The following is a 24,464-nucleotide window of genomic DNA, read 5'->3' as shown; positions in this document are numbered from 1 at the left end:
AATTCTTACGAGTTCACAACCTTTCCAGCAGAGGAAGAAAGCTCTGTCGAAAAAGGAAAAACTTCTGTCATAGCTAGATTGCAGACTTGTGTGAAATCAATGAGATAGTATCCTGCAAAAGGAAAGATCTAATGACATTTCACAAGAACGTATGTCTCCTTGGCACCAATTTCGGCGCTGTAAGCAGGGATTGCATGCCCGTCATGATCGCGCATAGTTTTGAAAGGCCCGCTTTCGAAACGCAGGGGTGCCATGACCATTCGCCTGTTGCGCACCCTTGTTGCGGTGGCCGACAACAAGACATTCAGCGCGGCGGCATCCGCCGTCCATGTCACCCATGCCGCTGTCAGTCAGCAAATGCAGACGCTGGAAGCGGATCTGGGCCTGACCCTGTTCAACCGATCCACGCGCACCCCCGAATTGACCCCTGTGGCGCACGAGGTTGTGGCCAGAGCCCGGGCGCTGTTGGCGGATTACGACAATCTGGTGCCGTCCGTCTTGGCGGATGGCGGTCTGAGCGGTGTGCTGAAGCTGGGCGCATTGGGTACGACACTGACGGGTTTGACGCCGCAGGCCGTCGCGGTTTTCAAGGGGCGGTTCCCGGCGGTCGGGTTGCATATTCGCCCGGCGCTGACAGGTGTGTCCCTGGCCGAGATCGAGCGGGGCAACCTGGATGCCGCCCTGATCACGAAACCCCATCTGATGCCCGAGGGCCTTGTGTTCCGTCCCCTGGCCGAAGAGCCCATGCACCTGATTGCGGCGCATGAGGACTCCGTCGACGATCCGCTGGTTCTGTTGCGGACGCGGCCTTACATCCGGTTCAATCGAAGTGCGGTTCTGGGCACGCTGATTGACAATTGGATTCTGTCCAAGAGGATCCGCGTCACCGAGACGATGGAACTGGACAGTCCCGAGGCGATTTCCAGCATGGTCCACGCCAATCTGGGTGTATCCATTGTGCCCGATCTGACCGTGCAACCGCTGGAACGCGCACCGGTCAAGCACCTGTCGCTTGGCCCGGACCGGCCCACCCGTGTGATTGGTCTGGCCTATCCCGAAGATCACATCAAAGCGCGTGCCATGGACGAGTTGTTTGACGCCTTTGCCAGCGTCATTGCAACGGCACGCGCAGGCGCGCGCGCGGGTCGACCATGACGGCGGACGTCATTGCCTATCTTGCCATCGGGGCTGCGGCCGGCGGGTTTATCAACGGGCTGTCCGGCACCGGCACCGCGCTGTTTGCGTTGGGGTTTTACCTGGTGGTGCTGCCGCCAACCACGTCCGTGGCCATCGTCGCCCTGATGTCCGTACTGGTTGGCGTGCAGGGGATGTGGATTGTGCGTGCTTCCATCTTTGCCCGCCCGGATCGTCTGTTGCGGTTCATCGTTCCGGGTCTGATCGGTGTGCCCCTGGGCCTGATCTTGCTGGACCGTGTCGACAGCGGGACGCTGCGCATCGGGATTGCGGTGTTTTTGATCCTGTATGGCGGGTATTTCGGGTTTCGGGCCGCGTTGCCGTCCTTTTCGCGCCCGACACCCATTGTCGATGCCGTCGTCGGCTTTGCAGGTGGCGTGCTGGGTGGCACTGCGGGTGTGTCGGGTGCGCTGCCGTCCATGTGGTTGTCGATCCGGCCGTGGACCAAGACGGAAACGCGCGCCGTCTTGCAGCCCTTCAACATGATCATGCTGATCACCACCGTGACGCTGTTGTTCTTCAGGGGGGCCTATGATGGCACTGCGGTCACTGCGCTGGCGGTGACGATCCCGTGTGGGTTGGTTGCGGCGCAGGTGGGTGTCATGGTGTTTCGCCGCCTCAGCGACACCGGATTTCGCCGGTTGCTGATCCTGTTGACGCTGGTCATGGGGATTGGAATTCTGCTGACCGAATTGACGTAACCGGGCGCTATCCGAAGATCGTGCCAAAAAGCAGATTGGCGCCCAGCAGCGAAAACGCCGCGAGGAAGTACGTCTTGAACTGCTCTGGCTCGGTCCGGTGCCGCAAGGCCTCTCCTGCTGAAAAGCCGATCAGCGCGGGGAGGAACAGAAAGGCCGAGATTGCCAGATCCGGGCCAGTGCTGTGCCCGACGGCGATGTACATCACAAAGATTGAAACGCTACCCGCTGTGATCAGGAAGCCCAGTGCCTGAACAAAGGCGTCCCGGTCCAGTCGAAGGCCGGTCAGGTACATTGCCAAGGGCGGCGCCCAGGCGGCCGTCAATCCGCCGACCAGCCCGGCGGTCACCGCGCTGATCCCCTCGAACAGGCGCACGCGGCGGTCGGGGATCCGGGGTACCATGTTGCGCCAGCTGAAATAGCAGAACACCAGCACAAAACTGCCAAGAACGGCGCGCAGAAACCTGTCGGGTGCGGATTGGCTGAACCAGACCGTTGCCGCCACAAACAGGATCAGGATGGCCGCGTAGCGCCAATGCCGCCGCACGCATCCGGCCATGTCCGGTCCGCGCCAGAACTGCCAGAGATTGCTGAGCAACATGGGGATCACGACCAGTGAAACCGCGGATCGCGCGTCAAGCTGAAGCGTCAACAGTGTCAGCGCAACGGTCGGCATGCCCAACCCGATGAACCCCTTTACCGTTCCCGCCAGCAACAGAACGGCGCTTGCAAATGCAATCAGGGACAGATCGGGCATGAACGTTTCAGATAACTTCGTCCGTGCGGTCGTCGCTTTCGCCGTAACGCTTGAGCACCGCAGGCTTTGTCCCCTCGTAAACCCGCGCCACGTTCTGTGCAATCTTGGCGTTCTCGCGTTCGAACAGACAGTCCCCGTTCATGTCGGACGCGACGATGAACGGGCCCATCCTGTTGCACTTGATGACCCACATGGCCTGGGCAAGGCCCAGTTCCTCATTCCAGTGCACCGCTTCGACGTTTTCGACCCCGCGCCCCAGCAGCGCACCGGTGCCGTAGCCGACGGTAGACAGGTACACGGCCCCGTTTGGGACGAAGTAGTCCTTGTAGTCCCGGGACGTCATCCCGCCCTTGCCGACAATCAGCTTGGCCCCCGTCTTGGCCATCCATTCGGGCAACCATTTGGCAAAGCGGAAGGATGCCGTGGCGGTGACTGCGCCCATGTCAAAGCTGCCATCGGCATTGATGCGCGCGGCGGGCGAGCAGTGGAAGTTGGCCGCCGATTGGCTGGGCAGTTCCATCGGGATGTTCGCCTTGTCCTCGAGCGCGCGCATGTAGACACCCTCGCGCGCGGTATACATCAGACCGTCGAGGTAGACGACATCGCCAAGGCGCAGGTCAGCGATGGCTTCGTCTGTGGGGGTGGTGGACAGGCGCACTTCGCGGGGGCTCATGTCGTGATTTCCTCTGCGATTTTGCGCATGTGCCGCATGTCAGTCCCGCAGCACCCACCCAGTACGTTCAGGGCCGGATATGCGGCCGCGAGATGGGCGATCTGTGCGCCCAGTTCGCTCGGGTCACCGTCGTCCAGTGTTGTAGCCTCGTCGAGTTCGGCATGAGCGCACCGCGACGCGTTGGCGACCAACCCTTTCAACCTCGGTATGCCACTCAGCACACCGGCGAAGTGATCGGGATGTACGCAATTGATCATGTAGTAAGCCGGACCTTGCTGTGTCAGCGTGTCGATCCGGGCGACGGCATCGGCTACCGGTGTTCCGTCGTCGAGCTTGCCGTCGGTTTCGACCACCAGCGACAGGGCAACCGGCACTTGCAGATCCTTGGCAGCCAGCACCGCGCCCGCCGCCTCGTCCACCTTGTTGAAGGTGTAGGCGTTGACTAGGTCAATGCCGAGGTCCTTGACCGTTTCGATTTGGGTCCTGTGGTACGCGCGCGCGTCTTCGACCGACAGCGGGTCGTCCGAACCATAGGGGTCTCGCCCGGGCCCAAGGCAAAGCGCAAGCAATATATTGTCCGCCGCGATGCTGTCCCGCAGTTCGCGCATCATGATCACGGCCTGTTGGTTGATCGCAATCAGCTGGTCGGCGCTATACCCAAGGCCAGCTGCCCGGTCGCGGTTGGCGGTCCAGGTTGGCGTGTCGATGATGGCACCCAGTCCGGCGGCTTGCGCGACTTCAATCAGTTCGCGCATTTGCTGCACCAGTACTGCCCGCGTGTCTGCGTTTTGGACCAACGGAAAAGATGCAAAACCCGGCAGGTCGATACCACGGTTGAAGATGAGGTCAGTGCCCGTGCCCGCGTAGACTAGATAGTGCCTGTCAGTTTGGTGTGGAAGCAGCCGTACGGTCATTCTGCCGCCTCCCTCTGGGGTTCCCACTCCACCGTTTCGCGGCGCTGGTAATCGGTGAACCAATCCGGGTCCGTGCGATGTTCCACCCGCCCGTCCGCGTGGATGCGTGCGACGGCGCGGCGCGAGGACAGGCAGAAGGCGTGGACCGACATGGGCATCCCGCCCGTGTGGCAGTACCCGACCTCGATATTGCAATCGATCACCATGTTCTTGCCCACGAAACCCATGGCCCCCATGCCGATGGAATTGCCGAGTTCCTTGAACTCGTCCTCCATCTCTGCAATCCGGGGGTCGGAGTTGCGGCTGCCCACGATCCGCAGGGTCGAGGCGCGTTTGCCCAGTGTCATGCAGATGTCCTTGGACCCGCCCAGCCCGATGCCGATGATCGCGGGTTGGCAGGCCAGCCCGCGCTTGCCGAAGGCCATGAGGCTGTCGAGGTAGAAGCGTTTGATCCCCTGAACGCCGTCGGACGGGAACAGCATGCGGTAATCGGTACCAAACAGGCCCCCCTTGTGTACGGTAATCAAGTCGATCCATTCGCCTTCCGGCTCGAACCCGTATTCAATCTCGGGCGCGCCGATACCGACATTGTTGTTGTGATCCGTCCGCCACAGCGGGTGCACGCGGTTGGGGCGCAGGGGCACGCCGTTTGTGGCGTTGGCCGTGGCGCGGCGCAGGGCGGCCTCAAGTGCCACCATCCCGCCCTCGACCCGCGCCTCGTTTCCCATTTTCACGAACCAACGGGGGACACCGGTGTCGCCGCACATGGCGCGGCGGTCTTCCTTGGCGGCCTCGTAGTTTTCCAGCATGGCCTTGAGAACGAAGGAGGACAGATCGCCATCTTCGGTCTTGGCCGCGTGTTGCAGGCCGTCGAGGTAGTCCTGCGGGATTTCGATGGCCGCCTTGTCCATGAGAACCTCGGCAGTGGATTGGATGAGGGAGATTGGGATCATGTCTCGTCTCCTGATTGTGCAAGTGGATGGGCCAGCCCCGACCTCGGGAGGGCGTTGCCGCTTGCGCTGACCGTCGTTCTAAATAGCATCAATGGATGTGCATGTTGCCATTGGTGCGACATAGCCCCTCCCGGGGGGGAGGTCGGGGCTGGCGCATGCGCGCCGGTTGAGCTGTTTTCCAATGTCATTGCGCTGCGACCAATGTCTCTGGCTCACCCTCGGGCAGGATCGTTTCGCCAGGGCGGACGATTGTGAACTGAACGGGGTCCCGGGACACAGTAACGTCTTCGCCTTGTAGCGTCGCCACGGTGAAGTCACTATTTTCTAAACCGCCGTCTCCGGGAAAGTCCTCGCGGTAATGCGCACCGCGCGAGTTTTCGCGGGCGATTCCGGCCTTCGTGATCACCTCGGAGACATCGCACAGCGAGCGGAGGTTCAGCCAGTCGTGCCAGGTGAGGTTGAAGGCAAGGTTGCTGTCATCGACACCGACATGCATCAGCGCATCCGATACCTTTGCGATCCCGTCCAGTCCGCGCTTCATGCCCGCCTCGGTGCGCATTACGCCGACTTCCTCCCACATCAGGTCCTGTAACTCTTTGCGCAGGGGCAGGATCAGGTCGGGTTTGCGGGTGAGCGGATAGGTGGCGCGTTCGAATTCGGCGGCCAGCACGTCTTCGTCCGGGTCGCGCAGGGTCATTCCGCCCACATCCTGTCCCATCGTATCGCCCGCGATGCCGCCATAGACGGTGGAGTTGGCGACGCCGTTGCCGCCCAGACGGTTCGACCCGTGCGCGCCGCCTGCGTCTTCGCCCGCGACATAGAGCCCTTCCATCGCGGTGCGCGTGTCCACGTCCACAACCACGCCGCCCATGAAGTAGTGGGCGGTCGGCACCACCTCGACCTTGCCCGCAGCCAGATCAAAGCCGCTGTCGGCGCAGCGTTTGACCATGCCCTTGAACTTCTGCGCCACCCATTCGGGACCTAGGTGAGACATGGAGATGAACACCCCCTCCTGGTCCGGATTGTTGTTCTTGCGCATCTCGGCATAGATACCCCGGCTGACCACGTCGCGCGTGGCCCGTTCGCCCTTGCCATCGTAGTCGAACATGAACCGCTGGCCTGCGTGGTTGATCAGCTGTCCGCCTGCGCCACGCAACCCTTCCTCAAGAACCGTGCCGGTCATGCGGGTGTGATCCCCGGCCAGAAGGCCCGTGGGGTGGAACTGCACCATCTCCATATCGCGCAAGGGCAGCCCCGCCCGCAGCGCCATGGCGAGACCGTCCATCGTCTTGTCACCGCTTGGCGTGTGGTACTTGTACATGGTCGGGCCACCGCCGGTGGCCATCAGCACCGTCTTGGCCCGCACCAGACGGAAGCGCCCGGTGCGCATGTCGATCATCAGGACACCCGCCAGCGCGCTGCGATCCCTGGTTGGGATCAGGCCGACGGCGCGGTGTTCCTGCAGCTTTTCGACACCCGATGCCAGCACCTTCTCCATCAGCCGATTGATGATCTCGATCCCCGTCAGGTCGCCTTTGTGCACGGTCCGGTCCGCAGTCTGCCCCGCAAACGCCTTTTGATGCAGTGAGCCGTCCGGGTTGCGGTCAAAGAAGCAACCGACCTCGTTCTCCAACTCTCGAATCCGAACAACGGCCTGTTCGCACAGCCGCCACGCCATGTCCTGATTGGGCAACCACTTGCCGCCCTGGATCGTGTCCATGAAGTGCCGCTCGACCGTGTCACCGCCACCCAGGGCGACGTTGTAGCCCCCTTGGACCATCCGCGTGCAGCCGCACTTGCCGATCAGCCCTTTGACCGCGATGGTGATCCTGGTCCCCTCGGGCGCGGTTTGCTGGGCATGCAGCGCGGCAAACAATCCTGCCCCCCCGGTGCCGAGGATCAGGATGTCCGTTTCGTGGCGTTCGATTTCTGAAATCTTCATGATCACACCGCCTGCATCAGAAATAGCGTGGCAATCAGGAAAGACACGGCTGTAGCCCCGGCGGCCAGTGTCTTTTGCGGTGGCGTCCATGGCAGCCATTCCATCGCCATCAGCCGCAGACCGCCGAACATATGGACGGCCAAAAGAAAAACGAGGCCAAATTCTGCAAGTTTTACAATGCCAATGTCGGTGAAGGCCAGAAAGCTGTCCAACCGCGCGGGACTGGTGAGCGCCAGCGACAGGATCCAGAAGTGGACAGGCAGAAACAGGGCAAGGCCAAGCCCGGACAGCCGATGCAGGATATAGGCCAGCCACAGCGGATGCGCGCGGGATGTGATGCCGGCCGCGCTCATGCGAAGGTCACGGCCCAGACGGCCCGCGCTCCGAGTGAAAGGAGGCCAAGGCCAATGATCCACATTGCCGCTTCGAGCGCAGGGCCTTTCAACCTGCCCCATTCATACGCGATGGTCCGCACCCCGATTGCGCCGTGGATCGACACAGCCACGACAAACAGGCCGTAAAACAGGAACCATGCGACCGAGCCCTGGGTGCGGCCCAGAATTTCGGCGGCACTCAGCCCACCCTGGATGGCGTAGATCATCACGGCAAGATGGCCGATCACCAGCGGTGCCATCAGCAGCGCCGTGATCCGTTGCAGCATGTAAAGGCGCAAGGACAGCATCAGCGCCCCCTCCGGAAAAACGACTTGGCCGTTTCGCGTTTCAGGCCGGCGATGGCTGACATCGGGTCCAGATCGTTGGGGCAATAGGCGGTGCATGACCCCATTGAGTGGCAGTTGTGGCACCCGCCGGACCCCGACACCGCGTCAAGGATCGCAACGCGCCCTTCGTCCTTTGCGTCATTGAGCAGGGTCCATGCCCGTTGCAAGGCGGCAGGGCCAAGGTAGTCGGGGTTGCCCGCAACCGTGTCACAAGCCGCATAACAGACCGAGCAGTTGATGCATTCGATACCGGCATTCGCCTCGACACGTGCGGTGCTGGCCTCGTCCACAGGGGCGATAGGATCGTTGCGCGTCAGGGCACCGTGATGCACCCCTTCCGCGTTCACCCATTTGTCAAAGAACGGGTCCATGTCGACCACGAGGTCCTTGATCACCGGCAGGTTGCGCAAGGGGCCAATCGTGACCGCGTCGCCCGTCAGCACCTTCGATATGTGCGTGCGGCAGGTCCACCGCGGAACACCATTCACCATCATGGCGCAGCTGCCGCACATCCCGACACGACAGGCAAAGCGATAGCTGAGCGTCGGGTCGGCGTTCTGCTGCACCCAGGACACGACGTCCAGCACCGTCTGGCTTTCGTAGGCGGGGACATCGAACACGGCCTGAGCGTCCACTGCGCGCTCGATCGTCACCTTGATCGTCTGGGTTGACATGGTTGGCTGGGTCTTTCCCGAGCTATGCGGTTCGTGCCAGAGTATAACCGACAGTGATGCTTAATAAATGCGATATTGAGTGAACATATTCGTAAGCATCACTTACAGTTCATTGCCCATTGGATCCCCACATGACCGACAGACCTGATCCCGATCTGAATGACGCCTTGATGGAACGCTATGGCGACGCCGTGGATGCACCGGATATGCCTGCGGATGTCCGTCAGTCATTGCGCCGGATGGCATCGCGCGGGTCTTGTCGTCGGTTCCAGCCGACGCCGGTGCCCGATGATCTCTTGCAAACGCTATGTGCCGTTGCGCTGGCGGCGCCCACGAAGAGCGATTTGCAGCAACGCGACATCGTGGCGCTGAAGTCCGAGGATCGGCGGGCAAGGCTGGCTGATCTGGTGGCGGGGCAAGACTGGGTGGCGGCCGCACCCATGGTGCTTGTGTTCTGTGGCAACAACCGACGCCAACGCCTGTTGCATGACTGGCATGATGTGCCATTTGCCAATGATCACATGGATGCGGTCATCAATGCGGCAGCTGATGCGGCGATTGCGATGGCGGCATTTGTCACGGCGGCCGAGGCGGCCGGATTGGGGTGCTGTCCGATCAGTGCTGTGCGCAATGACGCGGCAGCGGTGTCCGACCTGTTGGGGTTGCCTGAACACGTCTTCCCCTTTGCAGGTCTTGCCGTTGGATATCCTGCCCACCCTCCAGAAATCGCGATGCGCCTGCCCCTGCATGTGACCTGTCATGTCGATACCTATCGGGAGGACGGGTTGAAAGAGAGTGTCGCGGCCTATGACGTCCGCCGTGCCCGCGCCCAGCCCTACAACCGCCAACGGTTTGTCGCGACGTTCGGGACATCGGATACATATGGCTGGTCAGAGGACAAAGTCCGCCAATACAGCCAGCCGGAACGCGCGGAGTTCGGCGCGTTCCTGCGGGCGCGGGGCTTTCAACTCGATTAGATGCTAGCCGGTGAATTCCGTGATGACGGCGGTGCCGGGCGCGGTGGGCCCGTGCATAGCCCGCAGTTCTGCACTGGCACCGGACAAGGGCACTTTGCGTGCGACCATGGGCGACAGGTCAACATCACCCCGCTCGATCATGTCCAGCAGCGTGGGGTACTTCCAGGCGGGCATGCCGCGCGTCCCGAAAAAGGACAGCTGCTTTGCATAGATCGCCCGCATGTTGATCTGCATCATGCCCGACCCGGCAGGCATTCCGACATGCACATGGCGGCCCAGAATGCGCAGACACTCGACAGACGCATTGGTGGTTGCCTCGATGCCCAGTGCCTCGATCGACACATGGGCACCGCCAGCGGTGATGTCATGGATCGCGGCCGCCACGTCGCCGTGCGTCGCATTGACCGTGGCATCTGCCCCCAGCGCCTTGGCGTGGGTCAGCTTTTCGTCAACGACGTCGACCACCACGACCCGGGCGCCCAGCATCTTGGCCAACAGCATCGCGGCGAGGCCGATGCCGCCCGTGCCATGTACGGCGACCCATTCTCCGGCCCGGACATTTGCCCGGTCGGTCAACGCGTGCCACGCGGTGGTCACCCGGCAGCCCAACCCGGCGGCCAGCGCAGGCGACATCGTGTCGGGCAGATGGACAAGGTTGTGATCGAAGGGCACCGCGACATACTGCGCATAGGCGCCCGGCGTGCCAAAGCCGGGAACGATCTGATGGGCGCACGTGTTCGACACTCCGGTGTGGCAGGCCGGACAATCGCCGCAAGACAGGATGAAGGGCGCAATCAGCCGGTCGCCGATTGCATGTCGTGCGCCCTTGCCTGCCGCGACCACCGTGCCGCAGTATTCGTGCCCGAGGATTGATCCGTTCTGCACCTTGGGATGCTCGCCCGTCCAGCCGTGGTAATCCGACCGGCATACGCCGCAGGCGGCGACCTCGAGAACCACGCCGTTGTCCGGGCAGTCCGGATCGGCAACGGTTTCAATGGACAAGTCTTCTCCGAATGTACGTACGACCGCGGCGCGCATGACGACCCTTCCCTGTGCCAGCCCAATGGCGTGTTTACCGAGGGCTGTTGGAAACGCAAAGAAAATTGCGATGGCCGGTGTTCCCGGCGGCGGTCCTAGCCCTCTTGCGTGGCGGCATGATCCGGTGCGACAGGCGCGATCCGGCGCGACCAGAATGCGCTGTCGGTCCATCGCCCCTCGCGTGCATAAACGGCGCGGCGGGCGGTCAGGAAGTCCTGCACCCCCTTCGCGACACTGTCGGCATAATCCTGCATTTTCTGCTTGTCGCGCGCTGCGAATGCGTCGGCTGCGGTGATCGCAGACCACAGGGCCGTGGTCATGCCGTGGGACGACAAGGGATCGAAGGCCGCGGATGCGTCGCCGATTGCGACCCATCCCGCGCCAATGGCCGGGGCGATCCATGCGCTGTTCGATGTGGCGCGCCCCGATTGGCCAGATAACGACAGCCCATAGTCGGCCAGATACGTGGAAATGGCCCGCGTCCCGCGTGCGTGTACATCCAGATCCGCCGTGTCGAAACCGGGCAGATCACTGTCCGTGTAGAAGTTCACCACAACCCGATGATCGGCCAGAACCGACAGGTACCACCAGCCGCGTTCCTCGGCCTCGATCAGGGTAACGGGTCTGGGCGCGGTTGCAGGGTCAGTGGTATACAGCCCGTATTGGCAGCCCATCTTGTCCGCCTGAAACCGTGTGGCAAAGCGCGATGCGACGCGTGCCTTGCGTCCGGTTGCATCGAATACGAACCGGGCGGTGATGGCCCCGGTGTCGTGCGCCAGCTGCCAGTGGTCCGTCTTGATCGTCACGTCCTGAACACTGCCGTCCATCCGTTGCGCGCCTGCAATCACGGCCTGTTCTGCAATGGCGGCCTCGAACGCGATGCGGTCCAGTACGATCGGGGGGCCTTCCAACTGGACGATGGCGTTGCGTTCAATCAACGCATCGCTGCCCCAGGCTGAATAGGTGCTGTGCGCGTGTCGGTGCACCTGGGATCGCAGGATTGCATCGGACCCAAGCGTCTTGAGAAGCGGAAGGGCCGCCGCGCTCAGATGTTCGCCCGGTTTGAACCCGGGTTGCGCGCGCCCGGTGATCCAGGCCGGACGCAACCCATGCTGCGCCAGACGCAGGGCCGCGGTGGCGCCCGCGACCCCTCCGCCCAGAACGGCGACATCGTGCATCAATTGGGCAGCATGCCCTGGCCCGGGTTCCAGTCGAACCGGGTTTCCATGTTGTCTGCATGCTGCATTTCGACAAACACGTCGCCGCGTGGCGACGGCATGCGCACGACAAAGCCCATGCGTTCCCACACCGTGATCATGTTGGTGATGCCGTCCCAATAGCTGGAATTCGCATGGTACCCGATGCCGGCCACACCACGGGACCAGTTGACCCGGTTGTCGAGAAACTTGTAACGCTCCGCTTCGGTCAACGTCTCGTCCAGCCCGGCGGTATAGTATGCTTCGGGCAAAACATCGATGGGCAATAGGGCGGGCCACCAGACCGCGGTGGGATAGTTCTGCTGCATGAGGACCTGTTGGCAGCTGAAGGCATCGCATTGCCATGGCAAGCCCATCCATCGTGTCAGATCACCTGCCATCTGCGGACCCAGGGGCGGCGGCGTGTCGCCGAACCCGTTGAACGCGACCTCGGGCGTCAGCAGGCGCCCCAGGTCCTGGTTCAGGCTGGGCCGGTTCCCGTGGGCAATGCGAAACGGTTCGGCGCTTTCGTCGTAGTTCCGGGCATACATCTCTTTGATGCGCAGATAGTAAGTCAGTTCGACCCCAGGGTGGAACGCCCCGCCCGAACACGGTTCAAGCGCGGCCTGGGTCAACGCGCCGGGTTGAAGTTCCAGCGGAATGTCGTCGAAGCTGAGATGCTCGGCCGTTGAATCTTCGGCAACCTGACCGCCATAATCGTTCACGAACTCGCCTGCGGCCCACGCTTTCAGATATTCATATTGCTGCTTGGGGAACTGGAACCACTGCAACGGGCTGCCGTCATAGTTCACGCCGTCGCCCAGCATGTAGGGGATCTTGAGCCGCTCTTCGAGATAGGCGCCGTCGCCAAGATTGTAGGGATCGCGGAACAGGTCAAAGATCTGCGCGCGCAATTCGGCGTTCCCTGGGGCCGGATCCGCCAGACGCGCCACATAGTCCGGATCGCTCAGGTCGCCGATGGCAAGCCAGCCGCGCCGCAGGTTGGCCGCCTGGGTCACCCATTCCATCAGTGCGATGCGGCGGAAAGTCGGGTATATGTATTTCATGAAGGACAGGGGAAGGTCCGGCAGTTGTGACCATCCCTCCTGGACGTTCATGTCTTCGACTACATCGTAGAGGGTGGTGATCGGCGGGATCTCTGGCGCAAAGTTCGGTCCGACGCAGGCCACCCAGGATGGTTCGGCCTCAAATTCCTGATCGCCGATGCGCACGCGTGCGGTCACCGGTCCGTCGCACCAATCGTCATGCCACGCGTTGTTATCGGCAAAGCTGGTGATGGCGGCGTTGCTGGGCGAATTCGAGACGCCGTCCGGAGGCACCACCATCAGACGTCCCGCGTCGTCGGTCCGCAGCTGGCCTAAACCGACAGAGATGGCATCAGGTTGTCCGCCCCAGAAGGTGCCTTCGAACCGGTACGCATCATCGCCGCCACCTGCGTTTGTTGCGCGTCCCGAAATCTCGATCCTGCCGCCGTCGATCAGAAGGTTCTCTTCGCGGTCGGCATTGGCCACGAAATACTGGTTTCGCTTTTGCGAGGGCAGGCCAGGCGCCAGGTCGCCATTGTCGAGCGGGTTGTTGAACCCGTACCAGTTGGCCTTGGTGTTGGCGAGGTGGACGCCCCATGTGATGTCGTCACCCGTCACTTCACCGATGATGTTGTCATCGGCGTCAAAGGCATAGACGCGGAACCGCTGGACCTGTTTCTTGATCTTTTCGAGGCCATCCTTGAAGTTGCCGTCTTCCGGCATCGGAGGCAGACCGGGTACCTCGGGTGCGTAGAACCATTTGTCCGAGCCGCCCACCCTGCAAATACCCAGCGCCGGGTAAATCCGCACCTTGGTGACGGCGGCCCCGTCAGACGCGACGGAATATGCATTCCTTGGATCAATGTTGGCCCGTGCGGGCCAGGGTGCGCCAGCAATCAATGCCGCGCTTGAGGCCATCCCCAGAAATTGACGGCGTGAATTGGACGAAGGACGTGACGACATAATGTGAACCTGAAAATTGCTTTGTGTTGGGTCGAGCGTCTATGCAACCCGTGCAGAAATCAACTCAAAGGTGAAAATTGCAGGCGGCAGCGCCGTGCAGGCCCCCACAAACCGATGGCTGGCGGCACGACGTGGCGCACCGCCTCACGGGCCAGGCGCTAGTTGCCTGTAAGGACAGCATCAAGCGTTGCGCGGAACCGGTCGGTGACCTTGGCAAACCCTTCATCCGTGCCATGGATTTCATCGATCCAATCGGTGACCTCGGACATTGCCCCGCGGCAGTCGACGACCAGAACGTTGCCGTGCGCCTGGGCCAGGTCGTTCAACAGGTCGTACAGCTTGTCAATCAGGTGGATCACGATGTTCCGGCGCAGGTTGCGTTGGGCCTGCGTGTCGGATGGGAAGTTGCGTTGATCCAGTGGTTCGCCCAGCCATTCATTCTTGGCCGCGTGCCGCGGGTTGCGGGGATCATGTTCCAGATGTGGATACGGGAATGTATAGTCATACCCGTGCACCACAATCGGCAAGTTCTGCAGCCCCGGTTCGTTGCGCACGTCGGTGATCACCTTGGTGTAGACGGCGCGCAGACTGTCCAGTCGGTCGTTCAGCACGTCAGTGTTGATATGCGCCTCGATCGTGGTTCGGGTCGGGTCGAACTTGTGAATGATGTCGAACAGCGCCGATTTCCCCGTGATCGGATCCTCGCCTATGATGTCGTTACCGGCAGCAGAGAACAAAAAGGCGCGGACATGATCCTTTTGGCGGCGCAGGTTGGTCAGATATTCGCGACCGCCGGATTCCTCGGGTCCCTCGACCATGTTTTCCGCCGTGTCCCCCGCAGCGGCCAGCGACAGGATGGCGAATTTGTCGGACAGGTGATCCAGGATCTCATCGATCAGAATTGGAAACTGGAACCAACTGTCGCCTTCGGCCACCAGCACCGGTTTGTGGCGGTTGAAAATACGATCCAGATTGAAGGAGAGGCGGCGGGCCGTTCGCTCAATCCCATTGCCGGCCTGCATCGCATTTTCAAGCTGGATATCGTCGGGAATGTCGACAACCAGGTCAGGATTGGGGACCACGCGAAAATCGAAGGCGCGTTCGCCGGGGATCACAAGGGAATAGGCGCGAAACTCCTTGCGGCGATTGCGGTCTGCCGACATGGAAACATAGGTGTCGTAAGAAATCTTATCCATTGGAAATAACCTTGCATAATAGAGCCCGTTTTCTAGGCTCGAGGGTATTCTACACCAAGTTTTATTGCGAGATCACATGCCAATCACACCCGAGGATTTAGGGCTCGACAACCTTGCCGACAGTATAGGACGCCTTCAGGCACGCAAATCTAAGTGGCAGCTGGCATTACATAAAATTGCCAAAGGCAATGGCCGCGCACTGGAAAGCGATCAGCGCAAACTCAAGGCCGAACTGCGCCAGATGGCGCTGGACGAGGCCGAATCGAATGCCGAGGATGATTTCCTCATACTCACGCCAGGGTTGGGTCAAGAAGCCAATATTGGCAAGCGTGACAACATTCTGTCGGGCGAGTTTCTGGAGATCGGAATCCTGACCGCCCGCTCGGTTTGCCGCATATCCCAGGGCCTGAAAACCGGCACCGGGTTTCTGGTGGGCAATGGCATCGTCGTCACCAATTATCACGTGATCAAATCCAAGACTGAGGCCGCGTCATCCCTGTTCGAATTTCTGTTTGACGACAACAGCATTGGCACGCCCCGCAGCACGGAGATGTACGCCGCCGATACCGATCATTTCTTTTGGGCGGATGAGGCGCTGGATATCTGCTTTCTCGGGCTCCAGGGGGTGACGGACATCAGCACCTTTGGCTGGCTGCCCCTTCTGCGCGAAGAGGGCAAGGCCCTGATCGGCGACCCCACCAACATCATTCAGCACCCGGCCGGACAGAAGAAGCGGATCGTCGTGCATGACAGTGTCTTTTCGCTGGTCGACAACGATACGGATGCAGATGCGTTTTGCTGGTATTCCGGTGATACCAACAAGGGCAGTTCCGGAGCGCCCGTTCTGAACAACAGGTGGGAAGTGCTGGCGGTCCACCACAAGGCCATCCCTGACACTGACGTGAACGGCCATGTGCTCGACATCAATGGCAAGAAGATCGCCAAAGAGCGTTTGGACGAAAACAACGCGCAGGTGCGGTGGCTGGCAAACGAAGGCATTCGCGTGTCCCGCATCGTTGACAAGCTGGAGGCGCAGACCTTTCCAGATGATCCGGGCTATGTGCAGGTGCGCGACGATCTGCTGGCCCTATGGTCGGACCCGTTGGCGACCGACAGGGCCCGCCGCGCATCGTTTGCGGGCATGGAAAAGCAGCTTTAGGGTCTTGTCTGCACCTCGGCGATCAGCGCGCGATAAAACAGGTACGACAGCGCCAGCGCGAACAGTCCGTCAAACGCGGCAAAGCGCCAGAACGCGTCGCCAAGGCAGATATAGATGATCACCATCAGCGCCCGCCCGAACATCGCAATCGCCACCTGAAAGCGGTGATTGATCGGGTCCAGCAAGGCAAAGACCTGCAAGGCAGAGGCCACAATCACCATGCCTCCCCAGATCGGCAGAAAGGGCAACGCAATGGACGGGTCCAGCCCAACCAATTGCGCGCCGAAGCGGGGAGCGATGATGCAGGCCAATGCAATCAGGCTTTGCAGGATCAGGTTGATGGCAAACAGGCGGCGGAACCGGGTCAACGTGCTGCGCGCCTGTCCTTCGGTCCATCCAATTTCAAGTGAAGACATAGGACATCCTCCTTCAGAACGTGAGCAGATAAGCCAGCAGGTCGGCCTTGTCGGGCTCTGGCAGGTCGGTGCCCCACAGATGGCCCATATTCGAGTTGCCGCGCACCGTCGTGTCAAAGCAGCGCGGGCCGTCAGAACAGGTGGGCGATACAAAGCCACCGTTCGGGTCGATCAGGTTACCGCCGCGTTCGAACCGTTTCGGTCGATCTGCGGGTGGCGCCAGAAGATCGGCCAGCGTCGGAACGGACCCATTGTGCAGATACGGCCCACGCAGCCACAAACCGTCCAGCGGTCCATTGGCATAGCCGTCGGTTTTGCGGAATTGCCGGAACGCATAGGGTGTGCCCTTGAACAAGTTGGTCACTTGCTGTTCGCGAAAGGCCAGGGTGTAGCTGTGCAACCTGTTGGGGTCGGTTCCGACAACATCCAGCGGCGCAACCGTGCCCAGGTCGTCGCCTTCAAAAACATAGCCATCCAGGCCCTGATATCCGTGGCAACTGGCGCAGTCGCGCATGTAGATTTCAAGGCCGCGCGCCACGGCGGCCGCATCCGGCATGTGTGGGCTGGCGGGCGGTGGAAGGTCCAGCAGCCATTCCGCGATCCGTTCAATGGATGCGTGGTCAACCGTGTCCGGTGTCACACCGGCCCCCAGCGCGGCAGACAGGTTGCGTTCGGCCAGCGACGGATTGTTGCCGTCCCAATGCAGCTGCATCCCTTCCCGTGGCCCCTGCAGGAAGATGGATGGGAAATCCGATGCCCCCACGACCTCGTTTTCGGCCAACGTTTCTGCGGGCCAGTTGAATTCCAGCACCTTGTACGGGTTGAATGTATCCACGCGCCCATGGGCCCATGCCGGCTGGCGGTCCAGCAAGGGTTGCAGGCGGCTGGCACGCGCAATCATACCTTCGCGCAGGCGCGGGAACACTGCGATTTTCCACAAGAGGGTTTCGATCGGTCCAAGACCCACGCCCGCCTCTTTCATTGCGGCGCGCAGCGGCTCTGGCGCCATCCGTGGGTCTGCGGCTGCACCCAGAACCACAGCCGTAAACCCGTGCAGGTCAAGTTGATGCGCAGGCATGCCGGTCACGATCCGAGGCGCATCACCTTCCTTTGCCCGGTAGGTACCCGTGTGGCAGACCGCGCAATTGAACCAGACAAGATCGACACCACTGACCCGTCGTTTGGAGATGCCGATGGGCAGATCGGATCGATCATCATACAAGTATCCGAAGCTGCTGTAATCACCCGTGGGAAACGCTTCGGGGAAGAGGACCGGCAAGGCTTTCCACACCTTGTAGGGAATGCCAGACGATGTTTCGGCCCCGATGGAACCATGGCGAAAGTGCTGATCTGCGTCGCGGTAATGTGGCGTGCCTGATTGCAGTACCCGGATGATCAATCCAACAGCGATGACCATCGCCACGAGAACGGCCAACAGCACCAGCCACATAACGGGTCGCCATTTGCGACGGCGCCGGGCGAGGGCGGCTTCGACGGCAGTGACAGCCATTACGATGCCTCCGGAATTTGAAGATCGGACCTGGTGGCATAGACCTCCATCAGCTGATCGATCATCGCGTCACGTGATGGAAACCGATCCAGTTCATGGCAACCCATCGGCAGCTTGGGCGCGCCGACAAGGCACTTGTTGCAATGGGTGCACGGGGCAGGGGGCAGGTCATGTCCCTGGGCCCAGATCTGTGGCAGGTCCGGGTTGGCGACCAGCGCGCGCGCCATCGATACGCCATCAATCTGTCCCAATGCGTCCCGCACGGCCGATGCAGTTTGCCACCCGCCCGTCGATATGACGGGGATGGTCACCGCATCCTTGATCAGCCGGGCCTCCTCGTACCCGACCCCTTCGACCGGGCGGCCCTTTTTCATGCGGAACCACAGCCAGCGAAAGATCGGGCGCAGCATTGGATAGCGAAACAGCAAGAAGTTGCGGAACCCGTGCACACCGGATGAAATCATCGCGTCATAAGTCACGGCCAGCACGTCCAGCGGCAGATCGCCCGGCGGGTTGAGTGGATGCGGGAACAGCGACCCGGTCGAGATGTGCAGGGCGTCCGCGCCCACTGCCTCGCACCATTGTGCGACTTGTATCGTGTCTGCGACGGTGTTGCCTTTGCCTTCCCACGGGATGACATTGTTGTGGTCAGTGGCAGACAGTTTCACCTGCACATGAAAATCGCGGCCCACCTTGTCGCGGATGGCCCCGATCACTTCCAACAGGAACCGCGCGCGATTGCGTAACGACCCGCCATACATGTCGGTCCGGTCGTTGATCCCAGAACTCAGGAATTGCGTGAACAGATAGCCATTGGCGGCGTGCAGTTCGACACCATCCAATCCCGCCTCGCGGGCGCGCCACGCGGCCTTGGCAAAGTCGCGGACCATCTGGCGGACTTCGTTTGTGGACATCGCCTGGCACAGAAAGCCGTGCAGCGTTTCCATGTTCGATGTGGGCGACGGGCTGGGCCGGTGCATGTTGTGCACGCCGGGGATATCCATCTGACGGCCGGAATGGCTGAGCTGCAGGATGTACTTGGCCCCGTGCGCGCGCACCGCCTCGCCCAGCTTTTGCCAAAGGGGGATGAAGTCGTCGCGGTGAATGGTGGCGTACCCCGCGATGATCCGCCCATCCATGCGTACCGGGACGTAGGACGAGATCACGGCCCCCGCCCCGCCAGCGGCAAAGCGGCATTCCCAGTTGATGCGCGTCTGCGTGAGCGACCCGTCTTCGTTGTCGAACCGACCAGAGATGTTGGACCGAAAGATGCGGTTCTTGACGGTGAGAGTGCGGAACGTCAACGGTTCAAAGATCGGGTCGGTCATGCGGCACCCCCGGCTTCCAACCAGATGCGGCGCAGCAGTTTCGGCACCAGTGCATGGGCTGGGCATCCGCTCCAGGCGTCGCGGAGGAACGCGTCGCGGGGGTCCAGCGTGCGACGGGCCACGTCCGCGGTTTGCAGGATGACAAGTGTGCCGTCATCGATGCTGCCTGCGCGGGTCTCGATCGGGCCTTTGCCCTGACGTACAACCTGGGTCGGAACGGCCAAGGCGCGGGCCATGGCGACCTCGGCGCGCGTGTCTTTCGGCAGGGCGCGCAAAACCCTCAGAGAGGCGGCAAAGTTCTGTGACGCGATGCCAAGTGCGTGCACCGCGTTCAGGTCCTCGTCGCAGGCTTTGAACAGCACGGCGCGGGCCTTGCGGGACCCGCCCAAGAGCCAGTCGATGAATTGACGGATCAACCCGCTGTTCAGGACATTTCCGATATCTTCGGCGGCCTTCACGGTCTGGTAGGTGGGGTTGAACTCATCCAGAACGACGGCGCCAAGAACCCCTTGGGTCAGGCGCATCGGTTCACCTGAACCGCCTGCCACATAGGCGGCCGCTTCTGCCAGCGGTGCGGCAACGCGTGCGTCCAGGGCCGGGTCATCGATGCGCGCACCGAGCGCAGTTCGCATGTCCAGTCGCATCCGATCATCCGGCGCGCGCCCGCTTGGCAACACGCGCCCCTCGGCCCGAAACAGGTCGGCCGCCATGCGGCCGATCAAACGGTTCAGCAATGGCCCTCGTCCGGCGGACACCCGTCCAATCCGGGTATCGGACGCAAGCGACCGCAACACGTGTGGATCACGCACGCGCTGCACGTCGATCACCCCGGGGATCTTCATGACGCGCGGGTCCATGGGAAGAACATGTTGCGAGCGTTGCCAAAGGCGGGGGCGAGTTCCGGGCAATGGCGGCGCACAACGGTTTCCATCGAGTTTTCCTGCACCCAGCGGAACCCGGCCTCCGTGTAAATCTCGGGCCGGAAATCGTCCGTGAAGAAACGGTCTGATTTCAGGCGGCGGGACGCCATCAGGATGAAGATACGAAAGGCCGTGTCCGAGAAACCGAAGCGGGGCGGCTGGCCGCGTTCCGATTGGCTTTCGGCAAGGGTTCCGATCAGCAGATCGACCTTGTCTACGGTGCCATAGACCTCGCGCAGCTCTGCCTGCCATTCGGCGTTCGAGGTGATGTCGGCAAAGGTTTCGGGCACTTTCATCCCGATCTGACGCCGGAATTCCGCAAAGCGGGGCACGCCGCGTTCCCGGTCGCGCAAGATATCGACGGCTGCAAGGTCAATGCGCCGCCCATTTTCACGCGTCATGTCGCGCAAGCCGTCCGGATAGTTGTGCAACGTCAGGGCACCGGGGTTTTCGGTGCACAGACTGTAACAGACGTCTTCAAAGCTCAGCTTGCCGTAAAGATCGCGGGACGCGCCGAAACTCACCTCTCTCAGACTGGCATCCAGCACATGCGCGTCATCGGCGTAGCGCCGGAAGGTGTAGGCATCGGGCATCAGCGAATGCAGGCGATACACCGCTGCAAATTCTTCGGTCATGGCATAGGGCGCGCCGTGGTGGTCCACGGGCGAGCCGGGGATGCCATTGATGACCTCGCTGTCGGACACGCGGCCAAAAGCGTTGGTGGAGCGTTCGCCCAACAGGCCCCAGTAGTTGCCGCGCATCGCCATGCGTCCCACGGGGCTGTCCATAAGGGCGGGCGTCCATTCAACCGTGTGGATCTTGGCCAGCAGCGCGGACACGACCAGCCGTGCCTTGCCAAACAGCCAATCCCCCGATGCGTCGGGATAATCGACCTTCAACCGGGCCACGACTGTGTTGTGTTCGCGGGCAAAGAGCGTGTGAAGGACAGACAGGCCAATCCACCAGTTTCCATTTACGCCCGAAAGTTCGAGGTTCTTGGTCTCGGCCTTGCTGTCGACGGGCAACAGGCCCTTGTCGTCCAGTGCCAGCGTGCCATCGGGAAGAACGGATGTGCCCGAGCCTGTGCGTACATGCTCGAGGCGGCTTTGGTTCGATCCGTAGATCTGGCTTGCGTCCCACCAGTGGGTTTCGACGTTGACGAAGGCGTTTGGCTTGCCCTCTTCCGGGTCTGGCCGCGTGGTCGCCAGCACCTCCATTTTGTCGCCCCAATCGTCACCTTCGGGCAGGGGAATTTCCATTGGCCTGGTCTTGTCGTTTTTGCCGTGCGACAGCCAGTCGTGGACCATGAATTGAATCCACGCGGCAGCCAGCACATTGAGGTGTGGGACCGGCACGAATGACTTGCGCTTCATCAGCTTGTTGGACACCAGCCGAGGCGAAGGCGTCATCAACGTGTCACCGGTTTCGCCAAAGGACGCGTCCATTGCCACGTTGCGCCCGAACCGTGCGCCCGCCATGCCCATCCAGGGCTGACCCAGATCGTTAAAGCTGCCATCGGCGGTGCGGAAGTTGACTGGATCGTCCACTTCGGGCGGTTTCGGGGGATCGACTTCCATGTCGATTAGGTTGTCGCGCCGCAGGTTTTCGCGGTGGCCCAGGATGATGGCAAGGGCGGCGACAAAGTTCCAACGGAACCAGACACGACGGGATTCGGTCAAACGGGCGAGCGTTCCCAAAATGGACATCGGCAGCCTCGAAAAAAAATTTGTTCAATAAAGCAACCGTAGCAACATTCCCTTTATTGGGGAAGTCCGCAGAGCGGTCAGCAGAATTGTGTCATAATTTCTGAGACTTAAAGTGCAAAACGTGGTTCGATTGCGTCCGAGAACAGCACGGTTCGACACGGCGTTTCCGCCACCAAAACGGCAATGCGCGAGTCACGGCCGCGCATGCGGCAAAGCCAAGGGTCGCATCAACACTTTTAAGGGAATTTGGTGCCCAGAAGAGGACTCGAACCTCCACGTCCATACGGACACTAGCACCTGAAGCTAGCGCGTCTACCAATTCCGCCATCTGGGCACGGGTTGGTGGAGCGTCGTTTAAGCGTGGGGGCAAAGGGTGTCAATCCGATTCTGGTGCCAGTTCTTGCGGAAAGCGTGGGACCCTCGTGCGGGGATTTTTTGAAACAGGGAAAAGGGACCTGTCCCGCGCCAAATTGGCGTCTTGTCTGACGGGCATGCGAGGGATAGACCAAATGCGAATTTGTGCGCGAGGAGCGAAACATGTCCAAGCTGGTCACGATCTATGGCGGATCCGGATTTGTCGGACGGTACATTGCGCGCCGAATGGCCAAGGCAGGTTGGCGTGTACGGGTTGCCGTGCGGCGCCCGAACGAGGCGATCTTTGTCAAACCTTACGGTGTTGTCGGTCAGGTCGAACCAGTGCTGTGCAACATCCGCGACGATGCGTCGGTTGCGCAGGTGATGACCGGTGCGGACGCTGTTGTGAACTGCGTTGGGATCCTTGCCAAACAGGGCAAGAACACGTTTGAGGCAGTTCAGGCGGAAGGTGCCGCACGGATCGCCCGTATCGCGGCGGCGCACGGGGTGTCCCAGATGGTGCATGTGTCCGCCATCGGTGCGGATGCGGACAGCGACAGCGACTATGCCCGGACCAAGGCGCTGGGCGAGGCGTCGGTGCTGGAACACATGCCCGGTGCCGTGATCCTGCGCCCGTCCATCGTGTTTGGGCCGGAAGACCAGTTTTTCAACCGGTTTGCGTCCATGTCTCGCCTCGGACCGGTCCTGCCCGTTGTCGGGGCGGATACCCGGTTCCAACCTGTCTATGTTGACGATGTCGCAAAAGCGGCCGAGGTGGCGCTGACAGGCGGTGCCGAAGGTGGTGTCTATGAGCTGGGCGGACCTGATACACACAGTTTCCGCACGTTGATGGCGACCATGCTTGAGGTGATCCGCCGTCGACGCGTGGTGTTGAACATTCCGTTTTGGGCGGCCTCGATCATGGGCTTTGGCTTTGACATGTTGAATGCGTTTACCCTGGGTCTTGTGCCTGCGCAGATCACGCGCGATCAGGTCCGGAACCTGCGCAACGACAATGTCGTCGCGGAAGGGGCCAGGGGATTTCCCGAGCTCGGCATCAAGCCTGTGGCCATGAGTTCGGTGTTGCCCGAGTATCTGTGGCGTTTTCGTCCGTCGGGGCAGTACGATGCCATCAAGGAAAGCGCAAAGAACCTGCGCGCCTAGGCATAGGCCCAGATCAACAGTCCGATCCCCAGGATCACCCGGTAAATCACGTATGGTGTGAAGCTGATGCTGCGCAGCAGCCGCATCATCAGAACAAGCGCAGCCAACGCAGCCAAGAACGCAAACGCAGCGGCGATGGTTGCATCGCGCAGGATGGCCCAATTGGCATCGGCCACGACATCGATGCTCAGCACAACGCCGGAGGCGAGGATGACCGGAATCGACATCAGCATGGATAACCTGGCCGCCCCCTCGCGTTCGTAGCCCAGGGCGCGGGCGGCGGTGATGGTGATGCCGGATCGCGATGTGCCGGGGATCAGGGACAGGCACTGGGCCAGTCCCATCAGGCCCGCGTGTTTGATCGTCCACCTGTCGGCGGTTCGGTCCGTTGGGCCGCGCCGATCAGCCCAATACAGGACCAATCCAAAAATCAGCATCGTCCAACCGATCACGGCAGCACTGCGCATGGCTTGATCCAGTCCGGTCAGCTTGATGGCAAGGCCGACGATCAGGGCGGGAATCGTGGCGGTGATCAGACACAGTGCAAGGAATGCGCCCTGTGTATCGACCTTGCGTCGGGCCAGGCGGGTCAGTCCGTGGGCGGCAACCCGCACATCACGCCAGAAGTACAGGATCACCGCAAGCAACGTGCCGACATGTACGGCCACATCAATGGCCAATCCTTGATCTGGTGTGCCGGTCAACGTGGGCAACAAGATCAAGTGACCGGATGAGGATACGGGCAAGAACTCTGTGACGCCCTGAACGATCGCCACTATCAGAAGTTGAAAAAGAGTCATTCTGGGCCCGGTGCTGTGATATGGTCAAAGTACAAACCTTCGATTCTGAACGCAAAGCGAGAATTTAGGGCCGAATCGGTTCTAAATTTCACTGAAAACCGCCCTAAGAGGGTGGTTTCAGCGCCAGAAAATTCAAAGTAAGTCATAAGTGCTGACTTTTAATTC

Annotated in this window: 23 protein-coding genes and 1 tRNA gene; 5 read left to right on the top strand and 19 right to left on the bottom strand. The window is 61.2% G+C overall.

The window, feature by feature from the left end; genetic code table 11:
* Window positions 1–252: 252 nt before the first annotated feature.
* On the top strand, window positions 253–1,155 hold the full coding sequence (locus tag Q0844_RS17980; protein WP_299047731.1) for a LysR family transcriptional regulator: 903 nt from the start codon (window positions 253–255) through the stop codon (window positions 1,153–1,155).
* Window positions 1,152–1,895 carry a sulfite exporter TauE/SafE family protein gene (locus tag Q0844_RS17975; RefSeq protein WP_299047730.1) on the top strand — a complete coding sequence of 248 codons (744 nt, stop codon included), beginning with the start codon at window positions 1,152–1,154 and terminating at the stop codon, window positions 1,893–1,895. Before Q0844_RS17980 ends, Q0844_RS17975 begins: the two co-directional genes overlap by 4 nt.
* Window positions 1,896–1,902: 7 nt before the next feature.
* On the opposite strand, the gene Q0844_RS17970 is transcribed toward Q0844_RS17975, so the two are convergent.
* The 8 genes from Q0844_RS17970 to Q0844_RS17935 all read right to left on the bottom strand — a co-directional run bounded on the left by Q0844_RS17970 (window position 1,903) and on the right by Q0844_RS17935 (window position 8,526).
* Window positions 1,903–2,649, bottom strand: a complete 747-nt coding sequence (locus tag Q0844_RS17970; RefSeq protein WP_299047727.1) for a sulfite exporter TauE/SafE family protein — start codon at window positions 2,647–2,649, stop codon at window positions 1,903–1,905.
* A 7-nt stretch (window positions 2,650–2,656) separates the two neighbouring features.
* Complete coding sequence (locus Q0844_RS17965) at window positions 2,657–3,322, bottom strand: fumarate hydratase C-terminal domain-containing protein (RefSeq protein ID WP_299047725.1); 666 nt, start codon at window positions 3,320–3,322, stop codon at window positions 2,657–2,659.
* A complete protein-coding gene (locus Q0844_RS17960) occupies window positions 3,319–4,236 on the bottom strand; it encodes a homocysteine S-methyltransferase family protein (protein WP_299047724.1) in 918 nt (305 codons plus the stop codon). The genes Q0844_RS17965 and Q0844_RS17960 overlap by 4 nt, the downstream gene beginning before the upstream one ends.
* Entirely contained in the window at window positions 4,233–5,189 is a 957-nt protein-coding gene (locus Q0844_RS17955) for a fumarate hydratase (RefSeq protein ID WP_299047723.1), read from the bottom strand. Before Q0844_RS17955 ends, Q0844_RS17960 begins: the two co-directional genes overlap by 4 nt.
* 184 nt (window positions 5,190–5,373) lie before the next feature.
* Complete coding sequence (locus Q0844_RS17950) at window positions 5,374–7,131, bottom strand: FAD-binding protein (RefSeq protein WP_299047722.1); 1,758 nt, start codon at window positions 7,129–7,131, stop codon at window positions 5,374–5,376.
* Between the two features lie 2 nt (window positions 7,132–7,133).
* Entirely contained in the window at window positions 7,134–7,484 is a 351-nt protein-coding gene (gene sdhC / locus Q0844_RS17945) for a succinate dehydrogenase, cytochrome b556 subunit (protein ID WP_299047720.1), read from the bottom strand.
* On the bottom strand, window positions 7,481–7,813 hold the full coding sequence (locus Q0844_RS17940; RefSeq protein ID WP_299047718.1) for a succinate dehydrogenase: 333 nt from the start codon (window positions 7,811–7,813) through the stop codon (window positions 7,481–7,483). Before Q0844_RS17940 ends, sdhC begins: the two co-directional genes overlap by 4 nt.
* Window positions 7,813–8,526 (bottom strand): 2Fe-2S iron-sulfur cluster-binding protein, encoded by a 714-nt coding sequence (locus Q0844_RS17935; protein WP_299047716.1) that lies wholly within the window; start codon window positions 8,524–8,526, stop codon window positions 7,813–7,815. Before Q0844_RS17935 ends, Q0844_RS17940 begins: the two co-directional genes overlap by 1 nt.
* Before the next feature lie 131 nt (window positions 8,527–8,657).
* On the opposite strand from Q0844_RS17935, the gene Q0844_RS17930 reads away from it, so the two are divergent.
* The gene (locus Q0844_RS17930; RefSeq protein WP_299047713.1) at window positions 8,658–9,503 is read left to right on the top strand and encodes a nitroreductase family protein; all 846 of its coding nucleotides are present in this window, start codon (window positions 8,658–8,660) and stop codon (window positions 9,501–9,503) included.
* A gap of 3 nt (window positions 9,504–9,506) precedes the next feature.
* Here Q0844_RS17930 and Q0844_RS17925 read toward each other — a convergent pair whose 3' ends face one another.
* The 4 genes from Q0844_RS17925 to Q0844_RS17910 all read right to left on the bottom strand — a co-directional run bounded on the left by Q0844_RS17925 (window position 9,507) and on the right by Q0844_RS17910 (window position 14,942).
* Window positions 9,507–10,541 (bottom strand): zinc-binding dehydrogenase, encoded by a 1,035-nt coding sequence (locus tag Q0844_RS17925; RefSeq protein ID WP_299047710.1) that lies wholly within the window; start codon window positions 10,539–10,541, stop codon window positions 9,507–9,509.
* Between the two features lie 95 nt (window positions 10,542–10,636).
* A complete protein-coding gene (goxB, locus tag Q0844_RS17920) occupies window positions 10,637–11,719 on the bottom strand; it encodes a glycine oxidase maturase GoxB (RefSeq protein WP_299047707.1) in 1,083 nt (360 codons plus the stop codon).
* Entirely contained in the window at window positions 11,719–13,746 is a 2,028-nt protein-coding gene (goxA, locus tag Q0844_RS17915; RefSeq protein ID WP_299047705.1) for a CTQ-dependent glycine oxidase GoxA, read from the bottom strand. Before goxA ends, goxB begins: the two co-directional genes overlap by 1 nt.
* Window positions 13,747–13,904: 158 nt before the next feature.
* On the bottom strand, window positions 13,905–14,942 hold the full coding sequence (locus Q0844_RS17910) for a hypothetical protein (RefSeq protein ID WP_299047702.1): 1,038 nt from the start codon (window positions 14,940–14,942) through the stop codon (window positions 13,905–13,907).
* Between the two features lie 76 nt (window positions 14,943–15,018).
* On the opposite strand from Q0844_RS17910, the gene Q0844_RS17905 reads away from it, so the two are divergent.
* A complete protein-coding gene (locus Q0844_RS17905) occupies window positions 15,019–16,101 on the top strand; it encodes a serine protease (RefSeq protein WP_299047699.1) in 1,083 nt (360 codons plus the stop codon).
* On the opposite strand, the gene Q0844_RS17900 is transcribed toward Q0844_RS17905, so the two are convergent.
* The 6 genes from Q0844_RS17900 to Q0844_RS17875 all read right to left on the bottom strand — a co-directional run bounded on the left by Q0844_RS17900 (window position 16,098) and on the right by Q0844_RS17875 (window position 22,315).
* Window positions 16,098–16,517, bottom strand: coding sequence for a hypothetical protein (locus Q0844_RS17900; RefSeq protein WP_299047697.1), 420 nt, complete (start codon window positions 16,515–16,517; stop codon window positions 16,098–16,100). The genes Q0844_RS17905 and Q0844_RS17900 overlap by 4 nt on opposite strands.
* Before the next feature lie 13 nt (window positions 16,518–16,530).
* The gene (locus Q0844_RS17895) at window positions 16,531–18,027 is read right to left on the bottom strand and encodes a hypothetical protein (protein WP_299047695.1); all 1,497 of its coding nucleotides are present in this window, start codon (window positions 18,025–18,027) and stop codon (window positions 16,531–16,533) included.
* Complete coding sequence (locus Q0844_RS17890; protein ID WP_299047694.1) at window positions 18,027–19,355, bottom strand: NADH:flavin oxidoreductase; 1,329 nt, start codon at window positions 19,353–19,355, stop codon at window positions 18,027–18,029. Before Q0844_RS17890 ends, Q0844_RS17895 begins: the two co-directional genes overlap by 1 nt.
* The gene (locus Q0844_RS17885) at window positions 19,352–20,212 is read right to left on the bottom strand and encodes a hypothetical protein (protein WP_299047692.1); all 861 of its coding nucleotides are present in this window, start codon (window positions 20,210–20,212) and stop codon (window positions 19,352–19,354) included. Before Q0844_RS17885 ends, Q0844_RS17890 begins: the two co-directional genes overlap by 4 nt.
* Window positions 20,194–21,981 carry a peroxidase family protein gene (locus tag Q0844_RS17880; RefSeq protein WP_299047690.1) on the bottom strand — a complete coding sequence of 596 codons (1,788 nt, stop codon included), beginning with the start codon at window positions 21,979–21,981 and terminating at the stop codon, window positions 20,194–20,196. The genes Q0844_RS17885 and Q0844_RS17880 overlap by 19 nt, the downstream gene beginning before the upstream one ends.
* A gap of 247 nt (window positions 21,982–22,228) precedes the next feature.
* Window positions 22,229–22,315, bottom strand: a tRNA-Leu gene (locus tag Q0844_RS17875).
* A 203-nt stretch (window positions 22,316–22,518) separates the two neighbouring features.
* On the opposite strand from Q0844_RS17875, the gene Q0844_RS17870 reads away from it, so the two are divergent.
* Window positions 22,519–23,499, top strand: a complete 981-nt coding sequence (locus Q0844_RS17870) for a complex I NDUFA9 subunit family protein (RefSeq protein WP_299047689.1) — start codon at window positions 22,519–22,521, stop codon at window positions 23,497–23,499.
* Here Q0844_RS17870 and Q0844_RS17865 read toward each other — a convergent pair.
* On the bottom strand, window positions 23,496–24,299 hold the full coding sequence (locus Q0844_RS17865) for an undecaprenyl-diphosphate phosphatase (protein WP_299047688.1): 804 nt from the start codon (window positions 24,297–24,299) through the stop codon (window positions 23,496–23,498). The genes Q0844_RS17870 and Q0844_RS17865 overlap by 4 nt on opposite strands.
* Window positions 24,300–24,464 lie beyond the last annotated feature (165 nt).

It is taken from the genome of uncultured Tateyamaria sp., from assembly GCF_947503465.1.
In the GTDB taxonomy this organism is placed as follows: Bacteria; Pseudomonadota; Alphaproteobacteria; order Rhodobacterales; family Rhodobacteraceae; genus Tateyamaria.
The sequence above is the reverse complement of the archived record's forward strand: the minus strand, read 5'-3'. Positions and strand labels throughout refer to the sequence as shown.

Bases quoted from the DNA above. Each gene is read 5' to 3' on its own strand.
- Q0844_RS17980 (WP_299047731.1), top strand. From the start codon at position 253: ATGACCATTCGCCTGTTGCGCACCCTTGTTGCGGTGGCCGACAACAAG.
- Q0844_RS17975 (WP_299047730.1), top strand. From the start codon at position 1,152: ATGACGGCGGACGTCATTGCCTATCTTGCCATCGGGGCTGCGGCCGGC.
- Q0844_RS17970 (WP_299047727.1), bottom strand. From the start codon at position 2,649: ATGCCCGATCTGTCCCTGATTGCATTTGCAAGCGCCGTTCTGTTGCTG.
- Q0844_RS17965 (WP_299047725.1), bottom strand. From the start codon at position 3,322: ATGAGCCCCCGCGAAGTGCGCCTGTCCACCACCCCCACAGACGAAGCC.
- Q0844_RS17960 (WP_299047724.1), bottom strand. From the start codon at position 4,236: ATGACCGTACGGCTGCTTCCACACCAAACTGACAGGCACTATCTAGTC.
- Q0844_RS17955 (WP_299047723.1), bottom strand. From the start codon at position 5,189: ATGATCCCAATCTCCCTCATCCAATCCACTGCCGAGGTTCTCATGGAC.
- Q0844_RS17950 (WP_299047722.1), bottom strand. From the start codon at position 7,131: ATGAAGATTTCAGAAATCGAACGCCACGAAACGGACATCCTGATCCTC.
- sdhC (WP_299047720.1), bottom strand. From the start codon at position 7,484: ATGAGCGCGGCCGGCATCACATCCCGCGCGCATCCGCTGTGGCTGGCC.
- Q0844_RS17940 (WP_299047718.1), bottom strand. From the start codon at position 7,813: ATGCTGTCCTTGCGCCTTTACATGCTGCAACGGATCACGGCGCTGCTG.
- Q0844_RS17935 (WP_299047716.1), bottom strand. From the start codon at position 8,526: ATGTCAACCCAGACGATCAAGGTGACGATCGAGCGCGCAGTGGACGCT.
- Q0844_RS17930 (WP_299047713.1), top strand. From the start codon at position 8,658: ATGACCGACAGACCTGATCCCGATCTGAATGACGCCTTGATGGAACGC.
- Q0844_RS17925 (WP_299047710.1), bottom strand. From the start codon at position 10,541: ATGCGCGCCGCGGTCGTACGTACATTCGGAGAAGACTTGTCCATTGAA.
- goxB (WP_299047707.1), bottom strand. From the start codon at position 11,719: ATGCACGATGTCGCCGTTCTGGGCGGAGGGGTCGCGGGCGCCACCGCG.
- goxA (WP_299047705.1), bottom strand. From the start codon at position 13,746: ATGTCGTCACGTCCTTCGTCCAATTCACGCCGTCAATTTCTGGGGATG.
- Q0844_RS17910 (WP_299047702.1), bottom strand. From the start codon at position 14,942: ATGGATAAGATTTCTTACGACACCTATGTTTCCATGTCGGCAGACCGC.
- Q0844_RS17905 (WP_299047699.1), top strand. From the start codon at position 15,019: ATGCCAATCACACCCGAGGATTTAGGGCTCGACAACCTTGCCGACAGT.
- Q0844_RS17900 (WP_299047697.1), bottom strand. From the start codon at position 16,517: ATGTCTTCACTTGAAATTGGATGGACCGAAGGACAGGCGCGCAGCACG.
- Q0844_RS17895 (WP_299047695.1), bottom strand. From the start codon at position 18,027: ATGGCTGTCACTGCCGTCGAAGCCGCCCTCGCCCGGCGCCGTCGCAAA.
- Q0844_RS17890 (WP_299047694.1), bottom strand. From the start codon at position 19,355: ATGACCGACCCGATCTTTGAACCGTTGACGTTCCGCACTCTCACCGTC.
- Q0844_RS17885 (WP_299047692.1), bottom strand. From the start codon at position 20,212: ATGGACCCGCGCGTCATGAAGATCCCCGGGGTGATCGACGTGCAGCGC.
- Q0844_RS17880 (WP_299047690.1), bottom strand. From the start codon at position 21,981: ATGTCCATTTTGGGAACGCTCGCCCGTTTGACCGAATCCCGTCGTGTC.
- Q0844_RS17870 (WP_299047689.1), top strand. From the start codon at position 22,519: ATGTCCAAGCTGGTCACGATCTATGGCGGATCCGGATTTGTCGGACGG.
- Q0844_RS17865 (WP_299047688.1), bottom strand. From the start codon at position 24,299: ATGACTCTTTTTCAACTTCTGATAGTGGCGATCGTTCAGGGCGTCACA.